18 protein-coding genes and 3 pseudogenes are annotated in these 26,373 nt (G+C 68.6%); 9 read left to right on the top strand and 12 right to left on the bottom strand.

Annotation, left to right across the window (positions count from 1 at the left end; translation table 11 throughout):
• Nucleotides 1–49: 49 nt before the first annotated feature.
• Complete coding sequence (locus G9272_RS33675; RefSeq protein ID WP_171400005.1) at nt 50–1,324, bottom strand: multidrug effflux MFS transporter; 1,275 nt, start codon at nt 1,322–1,324, stop codon at nt 50–52.
• Between the two features lie 64 nt (nt 1,325–1,388).
• On the opposite strand from G9272_RS33675, the gene G9272_RS33670 reads away from it, so the two are divergent.
• The 5 genes from G9272_RS33670 (at nt 1,389) to G9272_RS33650 (ending at nt 8,605) form a co-directional block, all read left to right on the top strand.
• A complete protein-coding gene (locus G9272_RS33670; RefSeq protein WP_171400004.1) occupies nt 1,389–1,892 on the top strand; it encodes a MarR family winged helix-turn-helix transcriptional regulator in 504 nt (167 codons plus the stop codon).
• Between the two features lie 108 nt (nt 1,893–2,000).
• The gene (locus G9272_RS33665) at nt 2,001–2,417 is read left to right on the top strand and encodes a hypothetical protein (protein ID WP_171400003.1); all 417 of its coding nucleotides are present in this window, start codon (nt 2,001–2,003) and stop codon (nt 2,415–2,417) included.
• On the top strand, nt 2,414–3,067 hold the full coding sequence (locus G9272_RS33660) for a hypothetical protein (protein ID WP_171400002.1): 654 nt from the start codon (nt 2,414–2,416) through the stop codon (nt 3,065–3,067). The genes G9272_RS33665 and G9272_RS33660 overlap by 4 nt, the downstream gene beginning before the upstream one ends.
• Before the next feature lie 2 nt (nt 3,068–3,069).
• The gene (locus tag G9272_RS33655) at nt 3,070–7,839 is read left to right on the top strand and encodes a putative T7SS-secreted protein (protein ID WP_171400001.1); all 4,770 of its coding nucleotides are present in this window, start codon (nt 3,070–3,072) and stop codon (nt 7,837–7,839) included.
• 7 nt (nt 7,840–7,846) lie between these two features.
• The gene (locus tag G9272_RS33650; protein ID WP_171400000.1) at nt 7,847–8,605 is read left to right on the top strand and encodes a hypothetical protein; all 759 of its coding nucleotides are present in this window, start codon (nt 7,847–7,849) and stop codon (nt 8,603–8,605) included.
• A 433-nt stretch (nt 8,606–9,038) separates the two neighbouring features.
• Here the strand turns inward: G9272_RS33650 and G9272_RS33645 are convergent, their stop codons facing one another.
• From G9272_RS33645 to G9272_RS45555, 9 genes and pseudogenes are all read right to left on the bottom strand, one after another.
• On the bottom strand, nt 9,039–11,204 hold the full coding sequence (locus G9272_RS33645; RefSeq protein WP_253268022.1) for a hypothetical protein: 2,166 nt from the start codon (nt 11,202–11,204) through the stop codon (nt 9,039–9,041).
• Between the two features lie 2 nt (nt 11,205–11,206).
• The gene (locus G9272_RS33640; protein ID WP_253268021.1) at nt 11,207–11,977 is read right to left on the bottom strand and encodes a hypothetical protein; all 771 of its coding nucleotides are present in this window, start codon (nt 11,975–11,977) and stop codon (nt 11,207–11,209) included.
• Nucleotides 11,978–12,063: 86 nt separating this feature from the next.
• Nucleotides 12,064–12,900 (bottom strand): vWA domain-containing protein, encoded by an 837-nt coding sequence (locus tag G9272_RS33635; RefSeq protein WP_171399997.1) that lies wholly within the window; start codon nt 12,898–12,900, stop codon nt 12,064–12,066.
• A gap of 346 nt (nt 12,901–13,246) precedes the next feature.
• Nucleotides 13,247–16,945, bottom strand: a complete 3,699-nt coding sequence (locus G9272_RS33630; protein WP_171399996.1) for a caspase, EACC1-associated type — start codon at nt 16,943–16,945, stop codon at nt 13,247–13,249.
• Nucleotides 16,942–17,346: an effector-associated constant component EACC1 gene (locus G9272_RS33625; RefSeq protein WP_171399995.1), complete on the bottom strand. Its 405-nt coding sequence runs from the start codon at nt 17,344–17,346 to the stop codon at nt 16,942–16,944. The genes G9272_RS33630 and G9272_RS33625 overlap by 4 nt, the downstream gene beginning before the upstream one ends.
• A 70-nt stretch (nt 17,347–17,416) precedes the next feature.
• On the bottom strand, nt 17,417–18,049 hold the full coding sequence (locus G9272_RS33620) for a restriction endonuclease (RefSeq protein ID WP_171399994.1): 633 nt from the start codon (nt 18,047–18,049) through the stop codon (nt 17,417–17,419).
• A gap of 47 nt (nt 18,050–18,096) precedes the next feature.
• Nucleotides 18,097–18,318 (bottom strand): hypothetical protein, encoded by a 222-nt coding sequence (locus tag G9272_RS33615; protein WP_171399993.1) that lies wholly within the window; start codon nt 18,316–18,318, stop codon nt 18,097–18,099.
• A 315-nt stretch (nt 18,319–18,633) separates the two neighbouring features.
• Entirely contained in the window at nt 18,634–19,410 is a 777-nt protein-coding gene (locus G9272_RS33610) for a hypothetical protein (protein WP_171399992.1), read from the bottom strand.
• 546 nt (nt 19,411–19,956) lie between these two features.
• Nucleotides 19,957–20,355 (bottom strand): annotated as a pseudogene (locus G9272_RS45555) (DNA-binding protein).
• Nucleotides 20,356–20,957: 602 nt separating this feature from the next.
• Here G9272_RS45555 and G9272_RS33605 point away from each other — a divergent pair.
• The 4 genes and pseudogenes from G9272_RS33605 to G9272_RS33590 form a co-directional block, all read left to right on the top strand.
• Nucleotides 20,958–21,335 (top strand): annotated as a pseudogene (locus G9272_RS33605) (hypothetical protein); the annotation flags it as partial.
• A gap of 15 nt (nt 21,336–21,350) precedes the next feature.
• Nucleotides 21,351–22,028, top strand: a pseudogene (locus G9272_RS33600) (nucleotidyl transferase AbiEii/AbiGii toxin family protein).
• Between the two features lie 386 nt (nt 22,029–22,414).
• Entirely contained in the window at nt 22,415–23,041 is a 627-nt protein-coding gene (locus G9272_RS33595) for a DUF6262 family protein (RefSeq protein ID WP_253268020.1), read from the top strand.
• Nucleotides 23,042–23,131: 90 nt separating this feature from the next.
• The gene (locus tag G9272_RS33590) at nt 23,132–24,649 is read left to right on the top strand and encodes a serine/threonine-protein kinase (RefSeq protein ID WP_171399991.1); all 1,518 of its coding nucleotides are present in this window, start codon (nt 23,132–23,134) and stop codon (nt 24,647–24,649) included.
• 100 nt (nt 24,650–24,749) lie between these two features.
• On the opposite strand, the gene G9272_RS33585 is transcribed toward G9272_RS33590, so the two are convergent.
• A complete protein-coding gene (locus G9272_RS33585; protein WP_171399990.1) occupies nt 24,750–24,956 on the bottom strand; it encodes a hypothetical protein in 207 nt (68 codons plus the stop codon).
• A gap of 380 nt (nt 24,957–25,336) precedes the next feature.
• Nucleotides 25,337–26,154, bottom strand: a protein-coding gene (locus tag G9272_RS33580) for an IS5 family transposase (protein ID WP_253268019.1) whose coding sequence is annotated in 2 segments (ribosomal slippage) — nt 25,337–25,803 and nt 25,803–26,154 — 819 coding nt in all. Because the reading frame shifts where the segments join, the coding sequence is not laid out codon by codon here.
• Nucleotides 26,155–26,373 lie beyond the last annotated feature (219 nt).

Raw genomic sequence — 26,373 nt, 5'->3', positions numbered from 1 at the left:
AGACCGACCGCCGGGTCCCACCGACAACACCCTCAGACCGACCGCCGTCTCAGACCGAGGCCGGTTCCCCCTGCCCCTGCCACGGCCGGGCCAGTCCGAGGAGGGCGAGTCCCGCCCCCGCGGCGGCGACCAGCATGATGAGGGCCATCGGCAGGGAGCTGTCCTCCCCGAACAGCCCCACCAGCGGTGAGGCGAGCGCTCCGAAGAGGAACTGGAGGCCGCCCAGCAGCGCGGACGCCGCTCCCGGCGCCATCCGCCCCACCGCCTGTCCGATGCTCATGCCGCTCGGAAACACCAGCCCTATGCCGGCGGCGGTCACGAACAGCGTGACCCACGTGCCCACGAGGCTCTCACCCAGGGACAGGACCACCAGAACCTGCCCCAGCGCGCCCGACAGCACCACACCGACACCGGCCGTGAGCAGCGTGTTCAGCCGCACGCCCCGCCCGGCGAGCCGGGAGAAGACCGCGCCGGCGAGCAGCATGCCGACCGCGTTGGTGGCGAAGATGAGGGAGTACGTCGTCGAGGAGACGCCGTGGAGGTTCTCGAAGACGAAGCTGGAACCGCTGATGTAGGAGAACAGGGCCGCCGCGACGAAGGCGACGACCAGGACGTACCCCATGAACGCCCGGCGGCCGAGCAGCGTTCCCATGGCACGGAACGTGTTCACGAACCCGCCGCTCTGACGCCGCTCGGGCGGCAGCGACTCCGGCACCCCGCGCACCACGGCGAACAGCAGCAGTCCGCCCAGCACGGCCAGCACGGCGAACACCGCGCGCCAGGCGGACACGCTCAGGATCACCCCGCCGAGCACCGGCGCGGCGATCGGCGCCACGCCCATGACCTGGGAGAGCACCGCGAAGTGGCGCGGCAGTTCGGCGCCGTGGAAGCGGTCGGTGAGGACGGCCCGGGCCAGCACCATGCCCGCCGCGCCGGCCACGCCCTGGAGAAAGCGGGCGCCGGTCAGCAGACCGACGTTCGGGGCGACGGCGCACACCAGGGAGAAGAGAACGAACCCGGCCGACCCGGATATCAGCAGCCGGCGCCGCCCGAGCCCGTCACTGAGCGGACCAATCAGCAACTGCCCGACGACCAGCCCGGCCAGGAACGCGGTCATCGTCAGCTGCACGGCCGAGCTGCTCGCGCCGAGCGCGTCCCCCATGGCCGGAAAGCCGGGGACGTACATGTCGGTCGCGAGCGGGGCGACCGCCGTCAGGGCACCGAGGACGGCGACAAGGCCGACGGCCGAACGCTCCCCCGGGGCTGGGGCTGGGGCGGTGGCGGTCGACACCGCGGCGGCACGGGAGGATGACGGAGGTACCATAAAAATAAAGATAACCAATAGTTCACCAGCTAACAAATAGCGAGCAGGTCAGAAGGCGAGCCGCATGCCCACCTCCCCCGCCTCCCCCACCGACGTCCGCGCCCAGTGGGCCGCGCACAACCCGGGCCTCGACACCTCCCCCATGGAAGTGGTCGGCCTGCTCAAGCGCGCCACGGGCCTGCTCGACCGCGCCGTCGAACCCCTCTACGCGGGCGCCCCCCTCACCGCCCCCGAGGTCGACACGCTCATCCCCCTGCGCCACGCCACCGACCCGGTCATCGCCCGCAGCCTCGCCGAACGCCTCGGCCTCTCCCGCGCGGGCGTCAGCAAGACCCTCGCCAAACTGGAGAAACGCGGCTTCATCACCCGCACCCCCAACCCCGCGGACCGCCGCGCCTCCCTGCTCACCATCACCGAGTCGGGCGCCAAGGCCGTCGACGACCTCTTCCCCCGCCAACTCGCCGCAGAGGTAGACCTGTTGGCGGGCCTCGGGGACGACCGGGAATGGGTCCTCAGGGCGTTGGGGCGGCTGGTGGAGACGATGGAGGGACAGGGGCGCCACGACTGAACCCACACGCCTGTCGGGCGGGGCGGGCGAGCCTCACCAGAACCGCCCGCTCCTTCACGCGCGTCCTGTTCTACGGTGCCATCAGTCACCTACGACCGGGGAGGAACCGTGCAGCAGCCGAAGGCGGCACTCGCCGAACGCATCGCCGAGCGGAGAAGCGGAGGCGACGACCCGCGTGCTCTGGTCGGCGAGATGCGACGCTCGGTCCTCCTGGTGCCGGTGGCCGACGGAGGTCTCTGGTCGGTGCGTTCGGGCGGGGTGCGGTGGATCTGCGGGTTCACCGACGAGGTAGCACTGGCCCGGTTCGCCCTGCATCACACGCGCGGTGACCAACCCATGGACTACGCGGCGCTGCTGGGCGCGCGCATCGTCGACGAGATCGTGCCCACGCTGGGCGAGCCCGCCGGTCTCGCCGTCGACATCGCCACCGAGGACGGGTCGATGTTCTTCCCGCCGGTCGTCGGCATCGTTCCGGACCCGGTCGCCGTCGACGCCGGCGCGGCGGGAGAGGGGCCGCGGTCATGAGCGGGGACGGACCGGACCTGCGGCTCGACAAGGCGTCCGTCGCCAAGTTCACCCAGGGCGTCGGCGCGACCATCGACCAGCTCGGTGAACTCGGCGGCGCCACCGGGTCGGTGCTGGGAAAGGGATTCTCGGAGCTGGCGATGACCGGTATGGAGGCCGGGCACCACGGCCTCGCGGTCGACTTCGAGGACTTCTGCGAGCGCTGGGAGTGGGGCGTGCGTGCCCTGGTGCACGACGCCGGCGCGCTCGCGAACCGCCTCGGCCTGGCGGCGGGCGCCCAGTGGGAGCACGACCAGTACGTCGCGGCCACGCTCAAGGTGGGCGCCAACTCCCTGTTCGGCGGGAACCCGCACGCCAGTGAGGAGGAGATCGCCCAGCAGGACTGGGGCGACATCTTCACGCCGGACTACCTGAACCCGGACTGGAGCGCCGAGTCGTTCGACAAGGCCGGTCAGGACATGGAGCAGACCTGGAAGGACACCGGCCGCACCGTTCTCACCGAGGGCCGTGGCGGTCAGCAGTCGCAGGTGCTCAACGACGCTCTCGGCATCTCCGACGACCAGTGGAACCAGGCGCTGGACGACACCTTCGGCCCTTCGCCGGAGGAACGCGCCCAGCAGGAGCAGCAGGCTGACTCCGGGGGGAACTGACGGTGGGCATCGGCGACTTCATCAGTGACATCACGCCCGACTCGGTCGAGGACGCGGTCGAGGACGGCGTCGAGTGGGTGGGCAACCGGGTCGAGGACGCGGGCGACTGGACCGCCGACCGGTTGGAGGACGTCGGCTGGGAGTCCGGCGCGGACTGGGTGCGTGAACAGTCCCGTTCGGTCGCCAACCGGTTGGGCGCCGAGGTCGACGAGATGGACCTCGGGCAGACCGAGGACAAGACCAAGCTGATCTACGGCAGCCCGAGCGAGATCACCTCCACCGCCACGAAGCTCCGCGCCTTCCAGTCGGCCTTCGACAACGCCGGCGACGGTCTCAAGGGCCTCGACTCGTCCCGGCTCAAGGGTGAGACGGCCGACGCGCTGCGCACCGCCGTGAGCACCCAGCCGCCCAAGTGGTACACCGCCGCCGACGCCTGCACGAAGGCGGTCGGCGCGCTGGAGGCGTTCGCCGGCACCGTCACCTGGGCGCAGGGACAGGCGCAGACGGCGATCGACAAGTGGAAGGAGGGTGTCAAGGCCTCCGAGGACGCCGCCGACGCCCACCGCAAGAAGGTCGACGACTACAACGGCGCCGTCGATCGCTACAACGCCCAGCCCGCGGACAAGCGCGACCCGGCCTCGCTGCCGCCGAAGCCCGCGGCGACGTTCGACGACCCCGGCAAGAAGCTGATGCAGGAGGCCCAGGACGTTCTGGCCGAGGCTCGCAAGCAGCGCAACTCGGCGGCGGAGACCGCGCGCACGGCGGTCCGCGCCGCCCGCGACATGGCCCCGCAGAAGCCGTCCTACGCCGAGCAGTTGGGCGACGGGATGCAGGAGCTCCAGCTCATGGGCGACCACGTCGGCGGCGGCGTCATCAAGGGCACGGCGGGGCTGCTGAACTTCGTGCGCAGCGTCAACCCCCTGGACCCGTACAACATCACGCACCCGGCCGAGTACGCCACGTCCCTCAACAGCCTGGCCGCCGGCCTTGTGGTGGCCGCCAACGACCCGGTCGGCACCGGCAAGCAGATGGTCGGCGACTTCATGAAGGACCCGGCCGAGGGCTTCGGCCGGCTGCTGCCCGACGTCGCGCTGACCGTGGCCACCGGGGGCGGCGGCGCCGCGGTGAAGGGCGTGCGCATCGCCGAGGAGGCGGCCGACGCCGCGCGGCTGCGCCGCCTGCTCGACGACGCCCCGGACGGGACCCACAGCCGACCGGACGGGGAGCGCCCCGCCGAGGGCACGGACCCGGTGGACCTCGCCACCGGCCGGATGTTCCTGCCCCAGACCGACCTGGAGATCCCGGGCATCCTGCCGCTGGTCTTCACCCGTCGCACCGAGTCCGGCACCGCCACCGGCCGCTTCCTGGGGCCCGCCTGGTCGTCCACCGTCGACGAACGTCTGGAGATCGACGCCGTCGGTGCCCTCCATGTCACCGCCGAGGGGCTTCTGGTGCCGTACCCGCACCCGGTCCCCGGCTTGCCCACCCGCCCGGAGACGGGCCGGGCCCGCACGCTGCTGGCCCGCGACACCGACGGCGGCTACACGGTCACCGCGCCCGACAGCGGCCTGACCTTCCACTTCACCGCCCCGTCCGGCGGCGAACCGGGGGGCGACGGCGTCGCCTGGCTGTCGGGCATCACCGAACGCAACGGCCACGCCGTCGACGTCGACCGGGGCGAGGACGGACTGCCGCTGGCCCTGGTCCACTCGGCGGGTCACCGGGTGAACCTGTCCGTCGCCGACGGCCTGGTCACCGGCCTGTCCCTGGCCGGCGGGGGCGAGGGCGGGGCGGATCTGCCCCTGCTGAACTACGGCTACCAGGACCGCGACCTCACCACGGTCACCAAGCCGTCGGGCGCCGTCACCACCTTCGTCTACGACGACCGCCGCCGCGTCATCGCCTGGACCGACTCCAACGGAAGCCGCTACGACTACGTCTACGACGACCGCGACCGCGTCGTGGCGGAGGGCGGCGAGGCCGGCCACGTCCAGATCACCCTGTCCTATACGGAACCGGATGCCGGGACCGGTCACCGCACGACGGTCCTGACCACCGCCGACGGGCGGGTCACCCGTCACCTGTACGGCGCCGGCTGTCGTCGGCTCGCTCTCACCGACCCGCTCGGCCACACCACCCGGTTCGGCTACGACACGCGCGGCAACCTCGTGACGCGCACCGACCCGCTGGGCCTCACCACCGCCTTCTCCTACGACGAGGAGGACCGGGTCGTCTCCGCAGTCCGCCCTGACGGCAGCGAACTGCGCACCGTGCGCGGTCCGTTCGGCCTGCCGGTGGAGGTCGTCGGCCCGGACGGCGCACGCATGGTCCACGCGTACGACGAACGCGGCAACCGCACGGCGGTCACCGACCAGGCCGGCGCCACCACCCGCTACACGTACGACCACACCGGCCGGCTCACCGCGATCACGGACCCTCTCGGATCCACCACACACGTGGCGTGCGACGCGGCGGGGCTGCCCGTGGAGGTGACCGACCCGGCCGGCGCCCTGACCCGCACGGAGCGGGACGCCCTCGGCAGACCTGTCCGCGTCACCGATCCGGCGGGCGGCGTCACCCGCCTGGAGTGGGACGCCGACGGGCAACTCGCCCGGCGCACCGGTCCCGACGGCGCCACCGAGTCGTGGACCTACGACGGCGAGGGCAACCTGCTCACCCGTACCGACCCGTCCGGTGGCGTCTCCCGCTTCGAGTACACCCACTTCGACCTGCCGGTCGCCCGCACCCGACCCGACGGCGCGCGCTACGAGTTCGAGCACGACGCCGCGCTGCGCCTCACCCGCGTCACGAACCCACAGGGGCTGGCCTGGACCTACGCGTACGACGCCGCCGACAACGTCGTCTCCGAGACCGACTTCGACGGCCGCACCCTCACCTACCGGATGGACGCCGCGGGCCGGCTGGCCGCCCGTGTCGACGCGCTCGGCGGGACCATCTCGTTCGAGCGCGACCGACTCGGCCAGGTGGTCGCCAAGGACGTCGACGGCCGGGTGACGACGTACGCCTACGACCGGGCCGGGCGCCTGCTGGAGGCAGCCGGACCGAACGGCGAACTCCGCTACCAGTACGACCGTCGCGGACTCACCAAGGCGGAACTGGTCGACGGCCGCGCCATCCTGTACGCCTACGACGCCCTGGGCCGCCGCACGCGCCGCACCACGCCCACCGGTCACGTCACCTCCTACTCCTACGGCGCCGATGGACTGCCCCACCAGCTGACCAGCGGCGGTCTCCGGATCGACTTCACGCACGACGCCGCCGGCCGGGAGCTCGCCCGCGTCTTCGGCGACGCGATCACCATGACCTCCGCCTGGGACGAGGCCGGACGGCTGTCCACGCAGCAGATCACCGCCGGGGGCCGCGACGTCAACAGCCGCGCCTACTCCTACCGCGCCGATGGTCAACTGACCTCCGTGGTGGACCGGCTGTCGGGCTCCCGCACCTTCGATCTCGACCGCGTGGGCCGAGTCACCGCCGTCCACGCCCAGGGATGGACGGAGCGGTACGCCTACGACGACGCCGGCAACCAGACCTCGGCGTCCTGGCCCTCCGGCCACCCCGGCCGCGAGGCCACCGGATCGCGCGCCTACACCGGCACCACCCTCACCCGCGCCGGAGACGTCCGCTTCGAGTACGACGCCCTCGGCCGGGTCGTCCTGCGGCAGAAGACCCGCCTCTCCCGCAAGCCGGACACCTGGCGCTGCACGTGGGACACGGAGAACCGCCTCACCTGCGTGACCACCCCCGACGGAACCCGGTGGAGGTACCGCTACGACCCGCTCGGCCGCCGCACCGCGAAACAGCGCCTGGCGGCCGACGGCGAGAGCGTGGTGGAGGAGGTCCGCTTCACCTGGGACGGCCTCACCCTGTGCGAACAGACGAGCCACCGGCCGGACGCCCCGAACACGGTCGCCCTCACCTGGGACCACCGTGACGTCGTCCCCCTGGCCCAGACCGAGCGCATCCTCACGGCCGACGACCGCCAGGAGGAGATCGACCGCCGGTTCTTCGCCATCGCCACGGACCTCGTCGGCACACCGACCGAACTCATCGACGAGACGGGCGACATCGCCTGGCGCACCCGGAGCACGCTCTGGGGCACCACGGCCTGGTCCCGTGACAGCAGTGCCTACACACCTCTCCGCTTTCCCGGCCAGTACTACGACCCCGAGACCGGCCTCCACCACAACTGCTTCCGCCACTACGACCCCGAGACCGGCCGCTACACCTCGCCGGACCCTCTCGGCCTGGCTCCCGCCCCGAATCCCCTCGCGTACGTGGACAACCCGCACAGCGGGTGCGACCCGCTGGGCCTCATGCCCAAGTACACGAGGGAGGAGCGGGCCCAGAAGCGGATCGACAAGATCGTGGACGGCATCGTCGACAGGGCGAACAACGCGGAGTTCAAGAAGCGTTTCGACTACCACGGGGACACCCGACACGCCTTCAGCGACGAACGGGTCATCGAGATCCTGAAGAACCCGGACGCCGTGTACCACTCGACGGGCCAGGCCGGGACATTCACCTTCAGACAGGGCGACGACATCGTCGTGATCGACGGTCCCGGCACCACCCAGGGCCAGGCCATCACGGCGTACGGACCGTCGGGCATCAAGGGCGGCTCCGGAGCCGAGGCGCTCGGCGGCAAACCCACGGACCCGGGTGCGCCGGTGACTGACGAGGCCATCGTGACAGGCAGGATCCCCGCCAAGGACGGCGGCTTCCAGCCTCCGGCAGTACGGATCAGATGAGGCAGTGATGACGACGAAACTGAAGTTCGACGGCGGCTGGTGCGCGACCGTGACGGACGAACCGCTCCCCCTCGTCCCCCGGCTCCTGGGTACTTTCGTGATCCTTTCCCCCTATGCGGACAGGGTGGAACGAGAGAAGTTCCTCGCGGACACGTTCGGCAGCCAGGACTGGCTGTGGGACGTCCCTGACGTTTTCCGCTTCGACCCGATCGGCCGACAGCTGGTCGGGGCTGAATTCCGGATGCCGGAAGAGTCGGCGTCAGCCGAGAACTCCGCCCGCCTTCCCCTCACACCCGCGGTACGGCCGGGCGGGCTCCGCGCGGACGAGGTCAAGAACTTCCGGCATGAGATGTGCACGGTGCTGTGCCGCTCCCCCGGCGATGCCGTGCTGACCTGTCTGCGCGACCTCGACGTCCTCGACGAGCCGCTGGACGCCCGCATCGGCATCGCCCCCGACGTGGCGCTCCTCGTCCAGCAGGGCGCGGTCGTCGGCTGGAGCCTGACCGACCCGGTCCGGTACCTGACCCCCGGGCTCGCCGCCCCTGCCCCCGACCTGCCCTCGCCCGCCACCCGCCACCTGTTCACCGAATGCCTGGACCTGATCACCACGCCGCTGATCGAGGACGTGATGGACGGCGAACCGCCCGCCCTGGCCCGCCTCCGGGCCGCCGACGAGTCCCTGCGCAACCAGCACGAGGACCGGCACCGGGCAGACGCGCTGCTCGCGCTGATCAACACGTTGGTCGAGGACTACGGGAACTGGTGACGGCCGGGCGGCTACCCGGCCCCGGCAGAGCAGATCCGATGAGATGGCACTCACCGTGAACTCACCATCGACGACGACTGGTACGCGACGGTGACGGACGATCCGTCGCGTCTGGCGCCACGCTTCGACCTCCGGAACTTCAGCCCGCAGGTGGCCACGGAGCTCTGCCATGCCCCCCGGAGACACCGTGCTCACCTGCCTACACGACCTCGACGTCCTCGACGAGCCCCCTGCGCAACCAGCCCGAGGACCTCCACCGCACCGACTCGCTGCTCGCGCTGATCGCCGACCGGGTCGAGGGCTACGGGAACGGTGAGCGACGGCCGGCCGGAAACCCCTTGAAGGCCGGCGAGGAGGTCGTGCCCGCAGTGCTTTGCAACGCCGGGCCGCGACGCCCTGATCCGACCCTTCCCCTCCCCCGCCGGGCGTGGTCTCAGCGACCGATATAGAGGAATCGCACGTAGGACGCGTACGACAGCCCGCGGTGTCGGAGTCTGGCGGCTTCCATGGAAGCGCTCAGTCTCCCGTGGAGTGCGCTGTTCTGCTGGAGTGCGACGGTACGCCGGCCGAACTCCTGCCGCTGTTGCCGGGCCCGGTCGCCTGCAAGCGTGTTCTCCCGGGCGAGCCGCTCCTTGCCGTCCTCCAGATGCTTCCGCGCCTGCTCACGCGAGGCCTCGATCTCGGACTCCACAGCCTTGCGTTGGAGGGCTAGCTGGGCCCGGCGGTGCGTGATGCCCTGCTCGATCTGCTGTCGTTCCGCCGCGCTGAGAGCGCTCGGCTGCCGAGCGACGGCGGATGCGAACAAGTCCTTACGCCAGACGTCGAGAGCGATGGCCTTGGCCTCGCCGATTCCCTGAACGTTGATGGCTCGGCCGCTGGTCAACACCAGTACGGCGCCGGTGCTGTTGTAGGAGTTGTTCTGCACGGAGCGGTAGCCCTTGAAATCAGCTGCCGACCGGATGCCCGCCGCGGCGAGACGAGCGGCAAGTTTCGGCCCGATGCCGTGCGGCGGAGACTGGGAGATCAGCCGACGACCGAGCTGATCCCGGACGTACGCGGCCTGTTTGTCGGCAAGCGCTTTGGCCAAGGCTTTGCGGAGGTCCTCCGAGAGCCCGTCGATCTTCTTGTCGATGTCACGCTGCTTGCGGACCTTGCGCTTCTCGGCCTCCTTGAGCGCGGCGTGGTACCGGGCTGTGAGCCTGTTCTGTTCCTGCGGGTAGGCAGTGGTCCGTTTCGTCTCCGCCGCGTCGAACTTCGCCTTGTCCTTGCGCAGCTTCTCGGCTGCCTTGACGGGGTCGTCAAGCTGGGCCAGTTCGTCCGTCAGTCTGCCCAGGACGGCCCGTGACCGAGCCCTCTCCACCCGGCGGCTCCGTGCGAAGGCGGTGATCACGGCGGCGACGATGACAGGTACTCCGGATCCGATCAGGGGGGTCGGGAAACCCGCGACGATCACCAAGGCCGTCGCGGCCAACAACAGCGGCCAGAGTGCGGCCGTGACGACGTCCAACGGCGTCCGGATGTGGAAGCCGTCCGGTGAAGTGGCGGAGAGCGCGGCCTGCGGGGGAACGTGCCCGGTCATCCAGTCGGGCAGTCCCCCCGTACCCGAATGGGTCGTCGTGGGGGGAGCCGATGCCGAAGTGGTCGTCGTCGCGGCGGCCCGCTGCTTGGGGATCGCGTGGGCGAGCGGGGGCAGCACGTCCAGTGGCTGGAAGGCCAAGGACTTCACCTGGTCAGCGAGGCCTCTCACCGTCGGGTCTGGATGGGTGAGTAGCGTCTGGAGCCCTGTGGAGCCGCCCGGACTCTTGAAGTCTTCCTCCGTGAGCAGCAGAAACTCACCGCTGGGTTCGTGCAGCCGATGCCACAGAGCGGGGTCGGCGGCGGTTGCCTTGAGCGACATGAAGATGACCCAGGCGGAGAACCGGTCCAACGCCGCCCCGAAGTCATCGTTTCCGCGCATGGGCGACTGGTAGTTGCGGTGGCCCCGCTCGGTTCCACCGAGGCCTGCCAGCGCCGGCACGTACATCCCGTCGTAGTCGACGAGGCGCAGGGTGTCGTCGCTTGCGACAAGCAGGTTGCCGTGCTGGAGGTCGCCATGGGCGATCTCGTGTTCCGACAGATCGCGGGTCAGCGCCTCGAACCTGTCGGCCAGACGGTCGACGGCGAACCGGTCGGTGTGGTTGTCGTCGAGCCAGGAGGACAGGGTGACGGCCTCGATCCACTCCATCTTCAGGACCGGGTAGCGCTCCTGGCCGACGCCGATCGCGTCAGGAAGGTACTCGAAGCCGAGGTTCCACGGCTGGGAGAGCTCGGCCGGGTCAAGCTGCGCAAGTCTTCTACTGATGGCCTGGTAGCGAAGTTCCTGATCAGGGACGTGACGGGTAAAGCATTTGACCGCGTACCGCCGACCCGACGCGGCCGAGGTCAGCGAGAACACGCTCGCGAAGGCGCCGGAGATGGCGCGGGGCAGGCCGAGTTTGGTCAGTTCCGGCCTTGCACCCTTGAGTTCGGGGTGCTCGAAACACAGCTGTGTGTGCTGCAAGGCCTCGGCGTAGGCGGCACCACTGGGGAACTGCCTCTGCTGACCGGTGGGCGAGCCCACGTTCACCGTCCTTCGAAATCGATCCGTACGACGGCCACGTCGTCGTTACGTAACTCTTTGCGGTCCCGGAGACCGTTCAGCCAGTCCACGAACCCGCCCAGGTCGTCGGGCCCGGAGAATTCCAGCAGCTGGCGTACGGCGGTGTCCTGGTCGGGAGCCGACAGGAACCACGCGGCCAGTGCGTCGGTCATCAGGAGCAGCCGGTCGCCGGGCCGACACCGGCCTTCGGTGAACCGAGTACGGCAGGCCAACAGCGCCACATCGTGGTTACGGCTACCGAAGAGGTCGGGGGCTGTGCCGAACTCGTCGGCAGTACCCACCGGGAAGGCCTGTACCAGCCGGTCGTCGTGCAGATGGAACAGACAGCTGTCCCCCAGGGCGGCGGCCCGCCAGCGCCACGCCGGTTCAGACGCGTCGGAGTCGGGGCTCGAGCCAGGACCGGGGTCCGGGTCGACGCGCACAGTGAGCAGCGTTGCGTAGGCGCCTTCGGCGAGCTTGGTGTGCTCGTACCACTTCAACGGGCGCCCTTCCGCAATGCGCGCCTGCGTGTACTGCACAAGCCAGGGATCCCACTGAGCCACCGCCGAAGACGCGAACTCCTCGAAGGCGGTACCGCCGGACAGTAGGTCCGGACGCTCCATGGCGTATTCGGCCGCCGCGCGGGACAGGAGCCGGGCCCAATCCTTGGCCAGGGCACTCTCCGTGGCCCCGTCACAGACGCCCGCGGCGAGCGGTTCTCGCAGCATGTAGTCGTGCGAGTGATGGGGGAGCACAACGACGGCATCCTCACATTCCGCCTCCGTGCTCCCGTACTTGGGGGCTACGAGGTGCGTGACGTACACGCAGGAAGGTGGAGCCGTCACCGCAGCTCGGTGGCGCGGGTGCCGATGTCGAGGAACTGCACGACCGTGGTGATGTCGGCGTTGTAGACGAAGCCGCGGGTGGTCTCGCTGACCCGCTGGCCCTGCGATGCGGCGTACGAACGCATATGACTCGGCAGAGGGCTGGACATGGAGAAGAGTGTGCGGGCGTAGCTGTCGGGGAGACCGTCCGCGCTGTCGGGGAAGGCGGTGGGTGTTCCACCGGCCGCGGAGACGTGCAGGTTGAACAGCAGCGCCGCACCGTCGGCCGTGGCGTGCGAGGTGATGGCCTCGGCGGCCGCGGTCGGGTCGCCATCGGTCGACTCCCCGTCCGTCAAGTTGATGACGATGGGCGGGAAACCGGCCGGGTAGCGCTCGGTCCAGCCGGCGACGAGACTCTCGGCGTACTGAAGAGCGCGGTTCATCGGGGTTCCGCCGTGGGCAACCGGGTCCATCCACAGCGGGAAGTTGACCACGGTCTCGACCAGACCACCGGCGCCGTCGGGCACCTTCTTGCTTCGCTCGTCGACGCGGGCCGGATTGTCCGCCACCTCGCTGAGGGGAACGATGTCCCGTCCGGCGAGCGAGCCGGCGAACGCCGAGCCGACGGTGGCGCCGTATCCGACGACCGCGACGTGGAAGTAGTCGCGTACGCCCTCTTCCTTCGCGCACTTGACCGAGAGTTCGGTGAGGAGCCGGTTGATGGCGTCGGCAACAACATCAGCCTTCTGCTGAGGAACTTCACCGCCGATGGGATCGCTCATGGAGGTCGACTGGTCGACGAGGAAAATGATGCTCGTCGGATTGCTGCGGCTGATCTCTGCCGTATACGGCACGTTGGGCTCCTGCCGGACTGTGAAGAAGTCGGTCGTCGGAGGCGCTCGTACGACATGCAGACGTTCGGTCACCAGCGCGCACGCCGAGTCACCGAGATCCCCCGATCGCATGGTAGTGCGAGGACGTTGACGTAGGGGCGGACCTACTCAAAGTGCCCTCGACAAGATCCTGTGCTTCGGCCTCCTTTCGCCGTCAGGCGTGCCTCCGGGCGGTGTCAGCAGTTCGTCCGACGAGCCGGACAACTCGTCGACTCGAAAAGCCCATCGGCCGCCGATGAGGCCGAGATTGCAGCGGCCAGGCGGTCGGCCCGGTCACTGTCCTCGCTCCGGTATCTGCGCTTCGCCCTCATCGGCCGCTGAGCCGCCCCGTCACGCGTTCCGTCCGACCGGCCCACACGTGCCAGGCAGGCAGTCGCACGCCGTTCGGCAGGAGGGCTGCGTGGCTGAGGGCGAGCCTCAGATGGCGAGCGACCTCCACATCGGCGGGCGCCCCGTGGTCCAACTGAACCTGGGCCTCACCCGTACCCCGGCGGACGTCGAAGTCGCAGGCATAGCCGTCGGTCGTGACGTTCCGGTCGAGCAGGACTCCGGAGATCTCGTCCGTCAGCAGGAGTTGAAGCCGGTCACCGACAAGCTCGTGCTGCTGTCCGGATTCCGGGCCGGGCGAAGACAGCGAGGCCTTGGCCTCGGCGGCGTCCAACAGCGCATGCGGCATCCCCGCACGGGCCGACCAGAAGTCACGGTCGCCGAACACGATGAGATGCGAACGAGCGCGGGTGATGGCCACGTTCCATAGATTGACCTCGCGGCAGAGCCAGTTGACCGCGCTGGGGCGCATTCGCGCGCCCGCGACGAGTGACAACAGGATCACGTCCTGCTGTCCTCCCTGGAAGGTGTGCACCGTACCGACCCGTACGCGCGACTCGTGCTTCCAGCGCTCGGCGATCAGGTCTTTCTGAGCGCGGAAGGGGGTGACGACCCCTACCGTCGAGCCCTCAGGCAGCCGCTTCAGCAGTCGCTCCACCGAAAGGTGGACGCGCTCCGCCTCCTCCTGGTTCACCCACGACCCGTTGCCGCCTCTGCGCGCTGTTCCCACCACATCGAGCCACTGAACCGCGTCGACTCCGTCGAGGCGTCGTAACGACCGGGGTTCGGTGAGGACGGTCAGCCGGCCGCCGTAGCAATGGCGGTTGGAGATGCCGACGATGTCCGGGTGACAACGGAAGTGCTCGTCCAGCAGCAGGGTCTTTCCTGCTGCTTGGGCAGCCGCATGGAACGAAGAGTAGCGGCGGTGTTCAAGCCGGTGCTCATCCAGCCAGCTCGCCCGCAGCCCCGCCCCACGGTGTGCCTCGGCCTCCTGCCGGGGCTGAAGTGTGGTGATGTGCTGCAACTGCATGGGGTCACCGATCACCAGAGCCCGCCGTGCGCGAAAGAGCAGGGGCAGCACATCCGGCGTGGAGCACTGGCTCGCCTCGTCGACGATGACCAGGTCGAAGAGGGCGGCCCGGTCCCGGAAGCGCCGGGGGGACCTTGCGGTGACGGCCCAGCCCGACACCTGCGGCATGATCCGCTCCAAGGACGACCACTGCCGCGGTGATCGTGACTTCACGGCTTCGATGCGATCGTGGATGGCAGCACGCGCGGTCGTCGCCTGCTCCGCCACCAGAGCTTGCAGCAGAGCTGCCGCCGTGTCCCGGACCCCTCGATCGGTCTCCCGACGCGCCGCCAGGAGCTGGCGGTCGTCCGCTACCGCGTCGGCTTCGGTGCTTTTCTGCCGCCAGGCGGCCTCGGCCTCCGCGAAGGACACCAGGCCGGCGAACTCCGGACGCCCTGCGGCCTGTACGGACAGCGGGGCGAGACCTCGTAGGCACCGGCTTCGCAGCCACCCGCCGAAGATCCCGAGGCGCACCGCCATGCGAGCCCGGCGCAGCCACCGGCCGAGAGACACATCGTCGCCCAGGGCCGTAGCGAGCGCCTGCGGGTCACCGTGACGTTGTTCGGCGTAGGAGAAGCGCAGTCGGCCGAGGTCTGCCAGTTCCCGCTCTCTCCCGGCGACCTGCGCGAGTTGACGACGCAGTGCCTCCTGCTCCCGGAGATGGTTCCGCAGCTCGCCTCGGTGTGTCTGGGAAGACTGGTGGGGCCGGACGCTACGCGTCAGCCGCTCCAGCGTCCGCAGCTCTTCCTCGACTGCGGCCTGGTTGCCCGTGCGTACGAGCAGGCCCGGCGCCAGGTCTTCGCAGCGCTCCCAGACCTCGTCCACCGCCTTGTTGTTGGTCGATGCGACGAGCACGGTCTGGCCGGCCGCTCTGGCGGTGGCGACCGCGTTGACGATGAGCTGGCTCTTCCCGGTGCCGGGCGGTCCGGTGGCGACGGTGAGCCTACGGACCATGGCAGCCCGGATGACCGCCTCCTGTCCTTCGTTCAGTTCCAATGGAGCGACGACCTGCACCTCCTGCTCGGCGCTCTCGTCCGCTTCTGAGTCCGCACACCCGGTGAACGCCCCGAGCGCGGTTTCGGCGAATTGCCGGACATTCTTCTGAAGCGTCTTGTAGTCCTTCATCAGCTGTGCGGTCGCCGCCGAGTCCGACCGTGCGGCGAAGACGACCGCCACATTGCGGGCGCCTTCGTGCGCGGCATACAGCGAGCTGCCGTCGCCGAGTGATCCGGGATCGAGGTGCTCCGTGTCGGGCAGCCCCAGCTCGTGCAGCAGACTGCGCAGGTCGCGGACCATGTCCTCCCGGAAGCCCGGCCGCCAGTTGGGCTGGTAGGCGGCGAGCAGTTCCTTGCCTTCGTCTTTGCCCAACCGATCTAGGACGAGCTTGGGATGCAGGACGATCGGCCCTGTGGGTGTCACCACACTGTGGCCCTGCGGGCCGCGTTCGACTTCGATCTGACGCATGGCAAGTGGTGCGCACACCTGCCGCTTGCCGTCATAGAGGACGGCAACGGGGTACCCGTACCAGAGGTCGGCGCCGTCCTGGTGGGCGCGCTCGGCAAGGTCCACGACGCGTTCCGGCGCTTGGACCGTGGCCTCCGTGCCGGAGAGCAGGACTTCCTCCCCTGCCGGCCAGACCACGCGCGGCGGATCGCTGCCCACCAGCGGCAGCAGTTCGTCGGTGGAGTTCTCCGCTTCCAGACAGTGCTGGTAGTACGTCAGCAGCCCCGCCCAGTCGGTGTCGGTGAAAGCGGAATCGTCATGTACTGCCCGGGTGGCCTTGACCCGTGCCGGTGTCACCTCTCCGGTGCCGTCGGTGACCGCGGTGAGCCCGGCGGGCAGCGGCTTGAGAGCGGGGATCTGACGGCCGGTGGAGGCATCGGCGAGATAGATGTCGCCGGTCACCTGAAGACTGGACTGGGTCGGCGTCTGTCGGCGTCCGTCAGGTGCTTTTCGCAGGTCACGGCTGATGTACCGGAACAGGTCGTTCGCCGAGACGTGCCCGTCACCGTCCAGGTCCGCTTGTCCCGAGTGCAGACCTTCGACGATCGCTCTGGTGAACTGTGAGGGCTGGTCCGCATCGGTGGTGAAGGCCTGTTCCCAGTGCTGCGACGCGGTGATGACGTGCACGCCGCTGGCCTCGACCACAGGTGAGGTGGCCGCGTGTGAGGCTCCCTTGCTGCGAAAGCCCTGCACCGCGCTGCCGCTGAAACAGCAGTCGAGCAGCAGGACTTTGCGCCGAGCGGCGCACTTCTCCAACTGGTCGGTCACGTAGGAGGCTTCGAGCGCGGTCTGCTGGAGCCGGTCGGCCTCGGTGTCCGTGGTGACGTAGTAGAGCTGACCGTCTTCACGGTCGTAGGCTCCATGACCACTGATATAGAGCACGACCAGTTCGTCCGGCTCGCGGTCCCTGAGGAACTTTTCGACGGCCTGCTTGATCGCCGCCTTCGACGAGTCCTCGACCCGTACACACTTCTCGTACCTGCCGACCGCCGGCATCTCCAGGACCTGGCTCAAGTAGTGAACGTCTGCGCGCACGGAGGACAGGGCGGGGAAGTTCACGTCCTCATAGACGGCGGTGCCCACGAGTAAGGCATGTTTGCGGCTCATCGTTCGCCTCCCGGGCCGGCGCCCGGCTTGTCGCCCGTGCCGTTCTGGCCGTCCCGCAGTGCCTTCACCTCACGCCCGGACACTCCGCCCTGGAACTCCGTGACCGTCCCGTCGGCATGCACAACGCGCACCTTGCGGCTCTTACGCACCTCGACCCACGCCTTGATGGCTGTCCTCGCCAGCGCGAGGGTGCCTGTGGAGAGGACGAGCACGACCTCCGGGGTCAGCAGCTCCGCCCCTTTCGCGCCCTCCGTGGCGCGCGGCGCTTCAGGCGGGGCGAAGCTCACCTGGGCGCCGTCCAGACCTCGCAGAACCTCACGGAGCTCTCTCGCTTCGAGCTCCGCATGCCGCGGGTCGGCGCCGAACACCTGGATCCGCGCGGACTCGATCTCGTCGGACATGTTTCCCCCTCGTGCCGCCAACTCGCCTGCTGTATAGATGAGTTGGAGGAGTAACTGATGCACCGTCACCCTAGTGTGTGTCTCGCCGCCACGATCTGGGCACCCAGCGCCTGCGTCGTGCGTCCTCGTCCGGAACCCGAAGAATTCTGTACAGCGGTTCGCCCAGGTTCGCCCACCGCTCCAGCGCGTCCCGGTCCACCAGGCGGATCCCGTAGCGTGGGCCACTGGCCCTCGCGGCCGCCGTAAAGCCTCCGGTGGTGACGATCACCGCGAACTGGGCACCGTGGTCGTGGCGGTACGTGCCGTTGACCCGCTGCACGTCCTGGTCCCCGACCCTTCGGTCCGGTCGCAGCCGCTTGCACTGCACGACGACCCGCCGTCGCGAGCGGTCGACGACGAGTACGTCGGCGCCCTTGTCCCCCGCTCTGCCCACGTGCTCCGCGGTCAGTCCGTCCCGGCGCAGCAGGGAGCAGACCGCCAGCTCGAACGCCCGGGGGTCAAGGGCGTCGAGATGCGCCAGCGAATACCGCACGGGCCCCGCGGCGAGCACCGAGCGGTCGGTCCATCTCTGTAGGGCCAGCCGCCCCGGCTTCAGACCCAGTCCCGCTGCCACCACGGTCAGCGTGATGCCCGTCAACACCGGCCACTGCTCGGCCGCCTGCCACAGACCACTGACCCCGGCGAAGGCGCCCAGGCCCCACACCCACCAGGGAACCGCAGCCCACCCTCCTTGGCTCCGCCTGCGCCGCATCAGGCGGCCGGGCCGAAGAGCGCCCACATGCCACAGGCCAGCCCGAACAGCGCGAGACCCGCCAGGTCGGTGATCGTGATCAGGGTGAAGCTATGGTCCCGGCAACGCGCGAACAGCCCCCTGCGTCTGCGGCGACATGGCCGGTGGTAGGCCGTCGGGCCCCCGCAACGCGACACCAGCGCGGTACCGCCGACCACCAGTAATGCAACGACGAGCAGCATCGGATCCCCCGTTCCCCGACCAAGCCTCCATGAGTAGCGGCAAAGCCTCGGCCTCGACCAGTGCATCTTCGGCCGAACCAGCGGAAATGGTGGCGCGTTGGAGCACTGCCAACCTTCCGTGCTCGTATGTCCCTTGCGCGCGCCCCGGGCCGAAGGTTGCGGCTTGACGCTCGCCCACTGGACGCACCCGCCAGGATGAGATCGGCGCCCGTGCATCAGGCGGAGGGCTACGAGGCTGCGCCACGCCGTCCGGCAGCCAAGCTCTGTACCGGCTATGGAGCAGGCGTGCCGCCACTCGACCGACGAGAGGAAGGGCTACGAGGGCAGTTGTCGCACGTGATTGTCGTCTGTCACCTCGTACAGGTCGATGCGCAGCAGTCGTCGTACCTGTGACGGAACACGCTTGGCGGACCCGACCGATGAGGTCGGGACGACCAGCGCATATCGAGTATCCGGATGTTCGCTGGTCATACGGCGCAGGAGCTGGCCATAGGCGATGTCGGCGTCGGTGCCCTTCTCACTGGTCCGTCCCTTGACTTCGCCCACGAGGCGCTCGCTCCGGCGCACCGCTTCGATGTCCGTCCAACGGTCGGTCGGAGTCACCGGGGTCCAGCCTTCGGTCAGCAGCCAGGTCCGGAAGGCATCCGTGACCCGGTCCTCGTCGCTGTCGCGCGCGAGGATCCTCCTGAGTGCCACGAAGTCGGCCGCCGCGTTTCGGTACAGGCGACCGCGGCTGTCCGCGTCGAGGTCGGCGGGGCGGACGACCACCAGTCGCAGCCCGTGGGCGGGGATCTCGGTGTCGCGCCGGGCGTCGTACAAGGCCCGCTGCTCACCTCGATGGACACCGCTGACAGTCAGCCGGTCCGGCTTGTCGAAGTGCGCCACAGGTCTGTCATGCTGCAACTCCCTGTACTCGACGACCAGTTGATGCCCCGGCCAGTAGGCATCAACGGGCAGCCTGGCTCGTCGGCCCCTCGTGTCGAGGTCTCCCAGAAGCCAGTCGAACTTGTGCTGGGTCAGGGCTGTCTCGCCCAGTACCTCATTGCACAGATCAATGACGAACGCCTCGTCGCTGTCGTCTCTCTTCCTCATGGCCGGGCATCATGCCAGCTCCGCCTCTCCCCAAGAAAGCACCTCCAGACTGCGCTGCTGCCGGGCACGTTTGAGGTCGTTTGAGAGTCCGTTCCTCCCAGTACCATCTCCACGCGGTCCACGGCACAACAGAAGCAGCTCAAGGTCCGCCGAAAGCGCGATGGTCAGACCGTGATATCCAAACCAAGCCTCCGACAGAGGCGCTCGATTCGGTAGACGTCCCTGTCCTCCACACCGAATTCCTGTCTCAGCCGCTCCAGTGTCCATCGGTACAACTCAGCATCGCTGCATGCATTGTGTACGTCACAGTCCTGGAAATGAGTCCGTCATCCGGCATGTTCACGGACGACTCGGCCGTTTCATCAGGCACAGCTGGCACTGTAGCCGCGCGGTGTCGAGCTTGGGTGGGAAACAGCCGTTTCCCACCGGCTCAGACCGCATCACGCCCCTCTGCGACTCGTGCGTGACCCGAGGAGGAGTACTGGAGCCGACAGCTCGTAAGCGCACTGCCCAGCGCGGCGACTGGGCCACAGCTCCCTGCGAAGGTCAGAGTTTTTCGGCTACCACCCGAGCATGGCCGGCGGTGAGCGGTTCGACGTCTCCTACGTCAGAGGTCAGAATTGTCACGCGTCCCGGCTGCGCCAGGGCAGTCGCACACAGCACGGCGTCAAAAGCGTACTTGCGCCCATGCAGCCCTGACCCTCGCAAGAGAGCTGCCGCAGACTGGGCGACAGTCTGGATGGCCGACTCCACGCGAAGACGGGAAAGACTCCACTTCAGCGCGGCATCATTCATCCTTGGGTGGTTCACCTCGACCAGTACAGCGGCCGAGGTGATCACTGGAACATCCGCGTCGCGGACTGCCGCCGATCACTCGTGGATCCCCCGATCCCGCTGCACGGCCTTCGCCAGCTCTTCGCTGTCCAAGACCAAGGCGCTGCTCACGCAGCGGCTCCGGACTCTCACGCAGAACCGATGAGCTTGGCCCGTCTGGCCGCCACCGCATCTGGATCGGCCGGACCGTGAACAGAGATCGTCACGTAGTCCGGCCAGTCACCGAGGCACCACAGTCACGACCGACGGCCTGATACTCCATGAGAAAGAGCGTCAGAATCCAGAACGCACCATCGGTACCACTTGTCATACGCCACAAAACCGCAGGTCAACCGGTTCCCGAGGGCATCAAGACCACCACGTGGTGGAGCGCCGAAAACGCTTGAAGCGTCCCTTCAACCCAAGAAACCCCAGGTCAGCCGTCTTTCTTCACCGGCTCCAGAATCGCCACGCACTCCACATGATGCGTCATCGGAAAGATGTGGGCCTGGGCGAGTCTCGGAAAAGACCAGGTCAGAGCCGGTTTCTCGGCTCATTGTCCCGCGTGCGGGCGCCCAGAGCGTCAAACGAGCGTCATGGCCAACAGTCCATCCCGTTTCTTCGGACGGAACAGGCTGCCACGACCAGCTCACCTGCAAGAGCCCGCTCCCGCTCACTCCCGACGTAGGCTCGCACATCATCCGCGCCACTTCTCCGGCAGCCATGATGGAGGCGTGCCTTCCAGCTCACAGCACCCCACGCCCACGCCGAGCGACCTCTCGGGTGCGGTCGCCGAGGACCTGGCGCTGTACCGGGAGAAGTTCCGGCGGCGTCTGCCGAAGTCACTGGACGAGTTGCGCGGCCCGACCCAGGGTGTCGTGGAGCTACCGCTGCACATGGCCTGGTCAGGGATGACCTCGTACGACCTGGGCAAGCCTCGCCAGCGCATGGGCCTGTACCGCACTGTCCCGCACGAGGGCCTGCGCGACGATCTACCCCTCTACCTCAACGAGGATCTGCTCCTCCAGATGTGGCTTGTGCTGCGCACCCTCGTCGGTCGCACCGTGCGCACCGTGTGGGAGGACGCCTTCCCCCACCTCGCCTCCCGCACCCACCCGGGCAGCCGCGTGACGGACGTGCCGGAGCTGCACACGCGGCTCCTAGCGGATGTGATCGCAGTCGGTTCCCCTAATTCGCTGGTCCTCACCGGCGGATACGCCGTGCGAGCACACCGCCTCGTGAACCGCCCCAGCCAGGACCTCGACGTCGCCAGCGAGAACCCGGCGCCCGTGGCCGACATCGCCGCCACACTCCGCGCCGGCCTGGAAGCCCGCGGCTGGAACGTGCACGCGCTGGAGACCGCCCCGCTGTCCGCCCGCTTCACCGTCACCGACCCGGCCACCGGGCAGGAATGCGAGGTCGACATCCTCAAGGAGATCTTCTGGCGCCGGTCACCCAAAGCCGGTACGGGCCCGTCCTCGCGGAGGAGGACGTGATCGGGACCAAGGTCCGCGCCCTCGCCGACCGCGGAGCGCCCCGCGACCTGATCGACGTGTTCGCGGCCTCCCGCCGCTGGAGCAATACCGAGCTCGAGGAATTCGGCCGCCCGCCACGCGCGTGGCCGCTTCGAGCGCGAAGACCTGCAGGCGAACCTCACGGGCGCCGAGTGGACCGACGACGAAGCCTTCACTGCCTACGGCCTGGACGAGGCCACCATCAGCGCTCTCCGCACATGGGCCTTGGAGCGGGCCGAAGACCTCGCCACCCAGCTCCATGAAGAGGCCGGTGACCCGGACATCGACTGATCGCGTCCGGACGAGATCACAGCTGCAAACGAGGTCGTGAGCTTGTCACACGGAGCATGCCGGGCAAGCTTCGGCCCCATCGGGGACCGGTGACCATTTGGGGTCGTCCCTCGTGCGCCCCTTCGAACTGGCCTCCAGGGTCTCGGCCGTAGGGAAGGCGGCGCGAACAGGGCAGCGCGCCGCCGGGATACGTACGCCGGGCCCGGCGTCAGCCGGACGCGTGGCCCGTCATAGGACGGCCCTCGCCGGGATGTACCTCGCCGTGTCTGGTCGGTTATCGGCAAGGCGACCGGCCGCCCGGACATGCGGGCGGCCGGACCGGTGTCACGCACCGTCACAAGCGGAGCGCCACGCACTGGCGCAACAGCGGTTCCAGGCGCAATTGGGTGTCCTACACGTCTGTCAGCGTGTCCCAACACGGCGAGGGACCCCCGCGACGTGGCCTGCCGCGCTTCCTCGCCATCCGCACCAGTGACCTGCCCAACGCCCGCAAGGACGTCCTGGAGCAGATGATCAAAACCCGGGTGCCCATCACGATGGCCGCAGTCGCGCGGACCGCGGACGTCTCGCGCACGTTCCTCTACGAGCACGCCGACGCCCGCACTCTGAGCGATGAGGCGATGAGCCAGGCCGTCGGCAGGCGTGTCCAGGACCGCCAGGCCGCGCAGGACGAACTCGAAGCGTCCTGGCGCGAACGGGCCCTGAACACCGAGGCCGCCCTGAAGACCGCCCACGCCGAGATCCTCGCCCAGCGCGAGCAGATCGCTGAGCTTCTCGGCCAGGTCCGGGACCTGCGGAGCGAATGGTCGCAGGAAGACATCACCCGGATCATCACCGAGAACGGGAACCTGAAGAGGCGGGTCCGCGAGCTCACGGCGGAGAGCAAGTCCCTCACCGGGAAGCTGTCCGCCGCCCGAGACAACGTCCGCTTCGCCGACAAACGAATCGCCGACCTCGAAGCACAGCTCGTGTCGGCGTCGACTTCACCACCGACGGCGGGAGGCGGGCGCTAAACACGGCAGCCGCACCCCGACCACCGTTATGGTTGAGATCTCCTCAACTAATAAGGGGTGCTCGAGATGCGACTGGGTGGAGTTTCCGAAGTGGCCGAAGTTCTGGGAGTGAGTCCCCAGCGGGTGGCCGTTCTCCGGCAGCGGGCTAGCTTCCCGGTCCCTGTCGCCGAGATCGCACAGGGCCCGATCTGGGACCTGGACGTCATCGCAGGGTGGTCTTCCTCGAGCTGGCGGAGGACCGGCCCCGGTCGCCCCTCGGCCGCCCAGGCCCGTCGCCTCCTAGGGGACCGGTTCGAGATCGAGGCTTCGATCGACGAGGGCGGGTTCGCCAACGTCTACCGGGCCTTGGACCGGCAGACCGATCAGCCCGTCGCCGTCAAGATCCAGCGGGACATCCAGGATCTCGACGGGGACGCCGCCCGGCGGTTCAAACGGGAGCTTCGTGTCCTCAACGGCCTGTCCCATCCGAACGTCATCCCCGTCATCGCGCACGGAGACATGTCGGAGGAGGAGGAGATCTGGTACGCCATGCCGCTCGCGCAGGGCAGCCTCCACGCCGTCGCCGCCGAGTTCGAGGGCAAGGAGATCGAGATCGCCGAGGTGATGAGCCAGCTCTGCAACGGCCTCTCCTACGTTCACGAGGCCGGCGTGCTCCATCGCGACCTGAAGCCCGCCAACGTGCTCCGGACATCCGACGGCCGCTGGGCCATCAGCGACTTCGGGCTGGCCCGCGAGACGGAACGCATGACGACCGCTCTCACCTGGACCGGAGACGGGCTCGGCACCCCCCTCTATGCGGCCCCCGAACAGTGGAATGCGGCCAAGACGGTGGATGTCCGGGCCGATGTCTACTCCCTCGGCAAGATCCTCCATCACCTTGTCGCCGGTCAGCTTCTGCCGGGCGATGACATCCCGGACGGTCCGCTCAAGCCCGTGATCCAGCGCGCGACGGCAAAGTACGCACAGCGATACGAGACTCCCGTCGCTCTCCTGGAAGCGATCAACAGGGCTCTCGCAACGAGCCCCGACTGGCAGACGGACGAGACGATCGCCAAGCTGCTAACCCCCCGTCTGGCCAGCGATTTCCCCGACGCTTCGGCAATCGACGAGTTCTTGAGCTGGGCACAGGGCATCCACCCGGACGACCGCCAGGAGGTGCTGCGTGTCCTCGTTCATATGCCGACCAACGCGATCACTATGACCTGGCAGAGGAACAGCGTCGGCTTCCTGGAGGTCTACGAGAAGTTCTGCGACTTCATCGCGGACCACACCGACTTCGGCTTCGAGTACTGCGACGTGCTGGCGAACTTCTGCCACCGCGCGGTCGTCGCCACTGCAGACCTGGAGATTCTAAGGCACACCGTCCGCGCTCTCCCCGCACTGGGCTATCACCACAATCGCTGGCACGTCCGAGATGTCCTGGCGACCATCCTGCAAGGCATCACGACCCCGGATCGCGCGCTCGTCGCACTGGAGTCCCTTCAGGCGGCAGGCGCTTATCCGGGCCCGGTCGAGTGGTCGTTCGAGGAGTTCACCATCCGATCCCTTCAGCCCCTCCTGCGAACCGGCATCCGCAAAATCATCGAGGAGAACCAGCAGAACGAGTGATCCCGGCTGGGCCGCGCCGCGTCACGGCGGACAGGCACACTCTGATCGACTGCAAGCCATGCGGCCTCGGGGTCCCATCAGCCGGAACCTGAGCTCGACCTCACTCGGCGCGGCCATGGCCGGAGTCCTCTCCGACGCGCTTGCGACCACGTCGCCAGGAAGCTCGAAGCTGCCGCCCCTCTTCAACGGTCTGCCTGAGCTCCTGCATGAACGTCGAGAGGCTCCGGAGGAAGCCACACGCGAACATCAGTACGAGGCCAGCAATCCCGAACACGGCTACGATGATGAGAATGATCTGGGTCTGCACCGGCGGCCCTGCCCCTTCTCGAGGGGAAGTCGAACCGGGTGCACGCAGCCTCAGCTCGACCACCCTCAGAGTGGTCGTCGCTGAGACCTGCCGACGTTCAGCGTCTCCAGCAGCGCGTGACCCACACGCCCGGGGTACTGCTTGCCGCGGACCGAGGACGCGGTGAGCGTTCGGCGACTGTTGCCCCACCAGGGGCGCGCTATTTCAACTCACGCTTGCGTTCCCACCTACAGATTCCCGATACGTCGACTCGGGGCCGACTGCAGGCTAAATCAGCCTAACCCGAACCTCGCCACCGAGCTAGGCCGGACGAGAGAAGCCAGCCGCACATACCCAGCGCTACACGATCGAGTGAGCCGCCGTGCCTACTGTAACTGGCCCTAACAAAGCCTCTGGACGTGCCGGTGGGTGATCAGGCAGACGGCAAGTCCGAGGAAGGCCTCGTGGATGTCGTCGCGTCGTTCCCATCGGATCCGCAGGCGGCGAAAGCCGTGCAGCCAGGAGATCGTCCGCTCGACCACCCACCGGAAGGTACCCAGGCCGGTGCCGTGCGGCTGGCCCCGCTCGGCGATCGCGGGCCTGATGCCGCGCTGCCGCAGGAGCCGGCGGGACTTGTCGTGGTCGTAGCCGCGGTCCGCGAAGAGCATGTCCGGCCGTCTGCGCGGCCGGCCGACGACTCCCGCGACCGCTGGGATCTTGTCCAGCAAGGGCAGGAGTTGGGTGGTGTCGTTGCGGTTGCCGCCGGTCAGCGACACCGCGAGCGGGATGCCCTGGCCGTCGGTGATGATGTGGTGTTTGCTGCCCGGGCGTGCGCGGTCGACCGGGCTGGGTCCGCTTTTGGGCCCCTGCGTGCGGCCCGGACGTGGGAGGAGTCGATCACCGCCCGCGACCAGTCCAGCTGATTCTGTGACCGCAGCTTCTTCAGCAGGAGCGCATGCAGCTGGTCCCAGACGCCGGCTTCGTTCCAGGCTGCCAGACGGCGCCAGCAGGTCATGCCCGAGCCGAAGCCCAGCTCCTGCGGGAGGTACTCCCACTGGATGCCGGTGTGCAGGACGAACAGGATGCCGCACAGGGCCTGCCGGTCGGGCACTCGCGGTCGGCCTTCCACCTGCTTCGGCGGCGGCTCAGGCAGCAACGGCTCGATGAGCGACCACAGTGCGTCCGACACGATCCACGGCCGCGACTGACGCTTCCCCATGACCACATCAACGAGCGATCAAGCAGACAGTCACATGATCGAACCGCTGCTGTTAAGAGCCAGTAAGGCAGCACATCCACTACATGTTCGCTACGTTTAGCCCCAGGTCAGAGCCCCTTCTGCAGGTCTCCCGCCTGGAAAAGTCGAGCAGGCGCAGCATGGTGCTTACACGGGGGTCGCATCCTCTGCCCCCAGTTGGTGGAGGTGTGGGAGCGGCTG

This window comes from Streptomyces asoensis, from assembly GCF_013085465.1.
In the GTDB taxonomy this organism is placed as follows: Bacteria; Actinomycetota; Actinomycetes; order Streptomycetales; family Streptomycetaceae; genus Streptomyces; species Streptomyces cacaoi_A.
Note: the sequence above shows the minus strand (reverse complement) of the source record. Positions and strands in the feature narration are given on the sequence as shown.

Bases quoted from the DNA above. Each gene is read 5' to 3' on its own strand.
- G9272_RS33670 (WP_171400004.1), top strand. From the start codon at position 1,389: ATGCCCACCTCCCCCGCCTCCCCCACCGACGTCCGCGCCCAGTGGGCC.
- G9272_RS33625 (WP_171399995.1), bottom strand. From the start codon at position 17,346: ATGTCCGACGAGATCGAGTCCGCGCGGATCCAGGTGTTCGGCGCCGAC.
- G9272_RS33630 (WP_171399996.1), bottom strand. From the start codon at position 16,945: ATGAGCCGCAAACATGCCTTACTCGTGGGCACCGCCGTCTATGAGGAC.
- G9272_RS33650 (WP_171400000.1), top strand. From the start codon at position 7,847: ATGACGACGAAACTGAAGTTCGACGGCGGCTGGTGCGCGACCGTGACG.
- G9272_RS33615 (WP_171399993.1), bottom strand. From the start codon at position 18,318: ATGCTGCTCGTCGTTGCATTACTGGTGGTCGGCGGTACCGCGCTGGTG.
- G9272_RS33610 (WP_171399992.1), bottom strand. From the start codon at position 19,410: ATGAGGAAGAGAGACGACAGCGACGAGGCGTTCGTCATTGATCTGTGC.
- G9272_RS33675 (WP_171400005.1), bottom strand. From the start codon at position 1,324: ATGGTACCTCCGTCATCCTCCCGTGCCGCCGCGGTGTCGACCGCCACC.
- G9272_RS33660 (WP_171400002.1), top strand. From the start codon at position 2,414: ATGAGCGGGGACGGACCGGACCTGCGGCTCGACAAGGCGTCCGTCGCC.